Here is a 6137-nt window from a genome sequence, read left to right as displayed (position 1 = left end):
TAACTTGATACCTTTATTTTACATAGAAAAAAGACAAACTCCAATTATTTTTGGAGTTTGTCTTCAGTCTGAAAGCCCGATGGCTTTTTTATTTACTATTTTTCCTGACTTAAGCCACTGTAAGCATACTCGACTTTAATGCAACGATCCATGACGATTTGGTTACGACCATTGTCACGCAAAATTTGTTCAGCCTCTTCATTTTGTAGACCTTGTTGAGCCCAGAAAACATCCGCATCTGTTTCAACAAAGTCACGCGCAACGTCAGGTAAAAATTCTGAGCGCCGGAAGACATCCACGATGTCAATGTGTTCAGGAATATCTTGAAGTCTGCCATAAACTTTTTCGCCCAGTATTTCCTGACCCGAAAGTCGTGGATTGACTGGAAAAATGCGATACCCGTCAGCTTGTAGAGCTTGCGTTACCATGAAACTTGAGGTCTCTTCTCGATTTGATAGCCCAACAACGGCTACCGTTTTCGCCTGACGCAAATAATCAAAAATGACTTCCGGTGAACTGTTTTCAAATGTATAGGTCATCTTAACTCCCTTCAATTTTCAACCGATGTATGATGTTCACCACCATTGCATCAAGAAAACGCACTTTTACAAGACGTCTGTGATATCGTCGACAGGCAATCGATAAGACGCCGTGCCTTGCTCGTCGGAATAGCCCATGGTGATGATAAGTTCTGGCTGGAATCGGTCTTCAATCGCCAAAACTTCTTTGGCTTTAACCTTGTCGAACCCAAGAATCAGGTTGGTTTTAAGACCTTTATTATTGGCCGCAAGCACGATGTTTTGAGAGACGAGGCCGATGTTCAGAGCCAAGTACTCTGCCAGCTGCTCAGCTGTAAATTTCTCAAACATGCCTGGTAATTTCATTAATAAATCAGCTTTGTGGTCAACCGGCAAAAAATCAGCACCGATTTCAACCATGTCACGCACACGCTCTGGCAAATCTGTATCTGAAAAAACGACTAGTGTTGCACCCGCTGCCTCGTTTTGGACGGCATTTTTGCCGTGCATGGCTGTGGATAAGGCCAAGCGCATCTCTTGTGAATCAACAATCACAAAATGCCAAGGCTGAATGTTGTGAGCTGAAGGTGCTAGAACGGCTTCAGATAGAATCGCTTTGACTTCATCTACAGTGACTTTACGACCGTCAAACTGTGTAACTTTATGGCGACTTTGATTTAACTTCGAAAATTCCATTAGGTTGTAACTCTCCTTACAAGTTGATAGAGTAGATAAGCAAGCACGCCACCAAAGGTGTTAGTGATTAAATCATCTACTTCAAAAACGCGATTAAAATTGAATAATAAATCCAAGATGACTTGTGTTGTCTCAATGAACAAACTCATCAAAAAACTAATAAGCAGCACCTTTTTAAAGTGTCTGATACTTGGTTTCAGTAAACATAGTGCAAAAACCAGTGGAAATATCAGAAAGATATTGGCAACATTTTGAAGGATGATAAAGATAAGGTCCACCAGATTCGGAATTTTTCCGAAATGTACCAATGTATTAAATGGTGTCAGAATCGCTGTGACGCGACCAAAATGTTGAACACCTGGTGTTTCCACGTTCTTTAAGGTTGGATAGATACTCTGAGGTAGAAAACACATCAGACAGATAGCAATAGTGTAGCATACAGTAAGCCCTTTTACAATTTTTTGAAACGGTTCTTGTAGGTCGGCTTGCTCATCAAACAATTTCATACTGTTATTGTATCATAAAACGCCAGAGTTCTCTCTGACGTTTATTTGTTATTTATGAATGACATTGACAACTTTATCAATCCATGCTTCTAGTCTGGTAGCAACAATGACAGCAAGCACTGACAAAACTGAGATATTTCTTCCTGTAACGGCTATCACAAACACCCAAACCATCACCAACATAGAAAAAACTCTGGTAGCATTTTTAAAGATGCCTTTTATTTAATTTTTGTCTCAAAGCCAACAGTTACAGCATCAAATGCTTTTGTATCTGGCTGTGTCTTTTTTTGATCTGACTTCATCGTCTTACTGCGAAGTTGACCACAAGCAGCATCAATATCCGTGCCGTGTTCTTGACGAATGACACAGTTAATGCCACCTTTTTTAAGAATATCATAAAACTTGAGCACATCATCTTTTGAAGAACGGCTGTATTGGTCATGTTCGCTCACTGGATTATAAGGAATCAAGTTGACATAGACTAATTTCTTCTTGTCCTTCAAAAGTGCAACCAACTCACGCGCATGCTCTGGACGGTCATTGACCCCACTAAGCATGATATATTCAAATGTGACGCGACGATTAGTGACTTCAATATAGTAGTCAATGGCTTCAAATAATTTTTCGATTGGAAATTGACGATTAATCCGCATGATGCTAGTTCTGACATCATTGTTTGGCGCATGAAGTGAGATTGCTAAGTTAATTTGGAGACCCGTCTCAGCAAATTCACGGATTTTAGGTGCCAATCCAGAAGTTGACACCGTAATATGACGAGCACCAATAGCTAGACCGTTATCATCGTTAATCGTTTTAATAAAGTTGATAACATTGTCATAGTTATCAAAAGGCTCACCAATTCCCATGACCACCACATGACTGACGCGTTCTTCTAAACCACGTTCATCAAAGTATTTTTGAACGAGCATGATTTGCGCTGTGATTTCACCTGCGGTTAAGTCACGTTGTTTCTTAATTAGACCTGATGCACAAAACGTACAGCCGATATTACAACCGACCTGAGTCGTCACGCAGACAGATAAGCCATAGCGCTGACGCATGAGCACCGTTTCAACTAGCATACCATCAGGCAGTTCAAACAAGTATTTAACTGTGCCATCTTTAGCCTCTTGAACTAAGCGTTGCTTCAAAGGATTGAGGACAAAATTGTCTTTAAGAATTTCGATAAAATCCTTGGCAATATTAGTCATCTCATCAAAAGATTGGACTCTTTTCTTATAAAGCCAATCCCAGATTTGTGTCGCGCGAAATTTTTTAGCACCATTCTCTACCGCCCAATTGATTAGCTGATCACGTGTTAAATTGTAGATAGATGGTTTTGTTATGTCGTTTTGGATAGTTTTAGTCATGCTACTAGTATAACATGTTTTGAAAACTTTATGACAAAATATTCTAGGACTGGCAGGGTTCAATCGTCAGTAGAAAAAAACAAAACAATATGACCGTTAGAAAAATAACTTCCTAGCGGACATACTGTTTGATGTGTATAAATACCGCTGTAACGCTTTCGCGTCTCACGAATAAATCAAACTTGTAAACTTTATTTATTACTAATGAAGAATGATACAACTGCGATTAAGATGACTGCACCAAGCACTGAAGGAATCAGGGCCATCCCAGCTAAGCTAGGACCCCAGTGACCAAAAATTGCTTGACCAATACTAGAACCAACTAGACCAGCGATAATATTCGCAAGCCATCCCATTGATTCACCTTTTTTCGTGATACCACCAGCAATAATACCGATAATTGCACCAACAATAAGAGACCAAATCCAACCCATAGCTAACTCCTCCTTAAATAATGTAAAAAATTATAACATCTGTCGACATCTTCATTTTACAACAACAGTTTCAGACTGTCAAAGAATCAACTCTATTTATTAGCTTTTAAGCAATGTATAAAACAATTAGGCTAGTAAGTAAATCTGCGCTTATTTTTTCCGAGTTCTCACAACGAAAGCCGGACGTTTACTACCTTCTGATTGATGTGGCTTTTGAGAGCTCTCTGTCTTGGTAATCGGCGCTTGTTGCTTAACTGATTTTTCTTTTTTGACAAATGCCGTCTTACTTGGCTGACGTTTTCTAAAAAACTTGGATGACTCGCCATTATCTCCTTTTTTATTAGGAGTTTTAGCATTTAAAGAGAAATCTTTACTGCCATCTCTTTTTACGTCTTTTTTAGCATCTTTCTTCGAAACCCTTGATGTTGCGACAGGTGTTGTCACTTCATAAACTTTTTCATCTACAAAAGCCTCATCACGCTTGATATCTTTACTTCTCATCCGCTTCAACACAAAAAAAGCAGCGCCAAAATTCATATATTCCTTGATATAATCTTCCAAATGAGAAATCTTCAACTCATCTGGCATTTTCTTACGAGAACTTGAAAAAAAGCCCTTCAACCGCAATTGCTCATGTCCCCAATCACCTACAAGGTAATCGTATTTTGCGAAAATATCCGAATAGCGTTGCTCAAGTTTCTCTTGATTAAAGCCATCACGACGATTGTAAATCAGGTGAAATACCTTGTCGCCTATCGTGACCACATCATCAAGAACGATGACATGTTCACCTGGGAATTTATTATAATTTTTTTCTTCTTCTGGAATTACTTTTGCCATACTATTTCTTTCTTTCAGGTTTCTGTTCCTTTGGGATTGTATTCCGTTAACTCAAGAGTTATCACGATTCGATAAATCATCTGCAATAATTTCTCGCATAAATTTTGGAAATTGAATCTCAGCGCTGCCTGAACTTTTCAAAATTGGAAAATACGAGGCAAACAAATACTGGTCTGGCACCAAGATAGCATAGGTTTGAGTCAAGATAACTGGACTACCTTGATAGAGAAGTTCATTATTTTGATTATCTAAACCTCGTGTCACGATATCACCAAACTGTTTACCACGAAATCCCATCCCGACGATGCGTTGGGTTTTCAGATAATTGCCGATATCATATAATTCTTGCATGATGCTTAGAAGCTCAAGCCCCGTCACAGTAAATTTGACCATACGAATACTATGCGGCAAGATGTCATGCAAATCATCCAGAGTAAGCTGCTGCGGAATTTCTTCAACAATCATACCACTATTAAGCACTACCGCTGGTACTTGATAATACTCACCTATAATCCCCGCAACAAATTGTGTAGCCTCATATTCTGGCAAACGATTTGTAAACGCTTGAGATAGCTGCGCTACTTGACAGGCACGAAGTCTCTCATGCCCTTGGTTGACTTGGTGCTGAATCCACTCTTTATCTCCTGGCAATACTGCCAAATGATGCACATCCTCAGCCATAATCTCAGACTGGATACATTGAAAGTCGTCGTCAAATCTCAATGTCACCTCACCTACGTATTCACCATAGCGGCCAGCGGCCGCAAGCATCGTGTCATTGATATACTTACCATATTCATATAAATGATGTGTGTGTGCACCTAAGATTAAGTTGAGGTTATCGAAGGTCATGGCAGCTTGCTCATCAAAACGCCAGCCTAAATGGCTCAGTAGAATCGTAAAGTCAGCATCTGATTCAAGCAATTGCTGAGCTAACACAGACTCTGGCTCCAAGATATCCCAGCCCATTTGAGGATAGGCTAGAGGATAGGGTGCCGTCAGTCCGAAAATATCGATCGTCATACCAAATGATGTCGTGACACGTTTTTTCTCGACTGCCCAACTTGGCTGTTTACCTTTATCTTTCAGGTTAGCCAAGACAACATCAAAGTTGGCATGCGCATAAAGTTTATCCAACTTTTCTTTAGGCAAGCCTAAGCCCTCATTATTACCAATCGTTGCTGCAGTCAAATCTAATGCGTTCATCAGCGCAACGTTATCCTGACCTAGTGTTGCCTCACTAAGGGCATGCGAGCGGTCAACATTATCTCCAATGTCAAACCGTAGAACATCCGAATACCCCTCTGATTTGTCAGCAAAAAAGCGTTTGATTTTCGGATAATTTTCAAAATGAGAGTGTAAATCATTCAAATGTAGGATTTTTAACACATTTTCTTGAGTGGTCATAGTTTCATTATATCAAAAAAAAGAACCTGTGAACGATTTCTATTCTAGAAACTTACAGGTTCTCTAAAATTAATAATTGTTCTCTGTTTTTTCAAAACAATTACTAAAGACTTTTATTGATGATTCAGTCACAAATCGTTTCATCTCTGTTTCTAGAGATACCCAAAAAAGCGAACAACGTCGCTTCTTCGGTGTTTAGAATAAAAACCAAGTATACTCATTAATGATTTTACTATCTTATGTTTATCAACCCTATTTTTACAACAGCTTTTGTCAACGATTAAACCTCCTGCTAAAATTTTAAAAACTGATGTGATGCGCTGTCAAACATCATTCCCACCATCTATACTCGCCTTAATCGTCATG

At 39.2% G+C, this 6137-nt stretch carries 7 protein-coding genes; all 7 read right to left on the bottom strand.

The features are described 5' to 3' along the window. Window positions 1-95 precede the first annotated feature (95 nt). The 7 genes from RR45_RS10575 to RR45_RS10545 all read right to left on the bottom strand — a co-directional run bounded on the left by RR45_RS10575 (window position 96) and on the right by RR45_RS10545 (window position 5771). Entirely contained in the window at window positions 96-539 is a 444-nt protein-coding gene (locus RR45_RS10575; protein WP_031366951.1) for a CoA-binding protein, read from the bottom strand. Window positions 540-605: 66 nt separating this feature from the next. Further along, entirely contained in the window at window positions 606-1214 is a 609-nt protein-coding gene (locus RR45_RS10570) for a nitroreductase family protein (RefSeq protein WP_031366950.1), read from the bottom strand. Further along, window positions 1214-1720 carry a VanZ family protein gene (locus RR45_RS10565; protein ID WP_072353691.1) on the bottom strand — a complete coding sequence of 169 codons (507 nt, stop codon included), beginning with the start codon at window positions 1718-1720 and terminating at the stop codon, window positions 1214-1216. Before RR45_RS10565 ends, RR45_RS10570 begins: the two co-directional genes overlap by 1 nt. 218 nt (window positions 1721-1938) lie before the next feature. Next, window positions 1939-3090 carry a dual-specificity RNA methyltransferase RlmN gene (rlmN, locus tag RR45_RS10560; protein ID WP_072353690.1) on the bottom strand — a complete coding sequence of 384 codons (1152 nt, stop codon included), beginning with the start codon at window positions 3088-3090 and terminating at the stop codon, window positions 1939-1941. 191 nt (window positions 3091-3281) lie between these two features. Next, window positions 3282-3524: a GlsB/YeaQ/YmgE family stress response membrane protein gene (locus RR45_RS10555; RefSeq protein ID WP_031366947.1), complete on the bottom strand. Its 243-nt coding sequence runs from the start codon at window positions 3522-3524 to the stop codon at window positions 3282-3284. Window positions 3525-3674: 150 nt separating this feature from the next. Beyond that, window positions 3675-4364 carry a YutD family protein gene (locus RR45_RS10550; protein ID WP_031366946.1) on the bottom strand — a complete coding sequence of 230 codons (690 nt, stop codon included), beginning with the start codon at window positions 4362-4364 and terminating at the stop codon, window positions 3675-3677. Between the two features lie 51 nt (window positions 4365-4415). Then, window positions 4416-5771, bottom strand: a complete 1356-nt coding sequence (locus RR45_RS10545; protein WP_031366945.1) for a bifunctional metallophosphatase/5'-nucleotidase — start codon at window positions 5769-5771, stop codon at window positions 4416-4418. Window positions 5772-6137: the final 366 nt, after the last annotated feature.

Origin of the sequence: Pseudolactococcus chungangensis CAU 28 = DSM 22330 (assembly GCF_002441885.1) — a bacterium.
Classification (GTDB): domain Bacteria; phylum Bacillota; class Bacilli; order Lactobacillales; family Streptococcaceae; genus Pseudolactococcus; species Pseudolactococcus chungangensis.
This window is presented reverse-complemented; position numbering and strand designations above follow the sequence as displayed.

What these genes read in the sequence shown, in the direction of transcription:
- RR45_RS10575 (WP_031366951.1), bottom strand. Translation starts at nt 539, where the DNA reads ATGACCTATACATTTGAAAACAGTTCACCGGAAGTCATTTTTGATTAT.
- RR45_RS10570 (WP_031366950.1), bottom strand. Translation starts at nt 1,214, where the DNA reads ATGGAATTTTCGAAGTTAAATCAAAGTCGCCATAAAGTTACACAGTTT.
- RR45_RS10565 (WP_072353691.1), bottom strand. Translation starts at nt 1,720, where the DNA reads ATGAAATTGTTTGATGAGCAAGCCGACCTACAAGAACCGTTTCAAAAA.
- rlmN (WP_072353690.1), bottom strand. Translation starts at nt 3,090, where the DNA reads ATGACTAAAACTATCCAAAACGACATAACAAAACCATCTATCTACAAT.
- RR45_RS10555 (WP_031366947.1), bottom strand. Translation starts at nt 3,524, where the DNA reads ATGGGTTGGATTTGGTCTCTTATTGTTGGTGCAATTATCGGTATTATT.
- RR45_RS10550 (WP_031366946.1), bottom strand. Translation starts at nt 4,364, where the DNA reads ATGGCAAAAGTAATTCCAGAAGAAGAAAAAAATTATAATAAATTCCCA.
- RR45_RS10545 (WP_031366945.1), bottom strand. Translation starts at nt 5,771, where the DNA reads ATGACCACTCAAGAAAATGTGTTAAAAATCCTACATTTGAATGATTTA.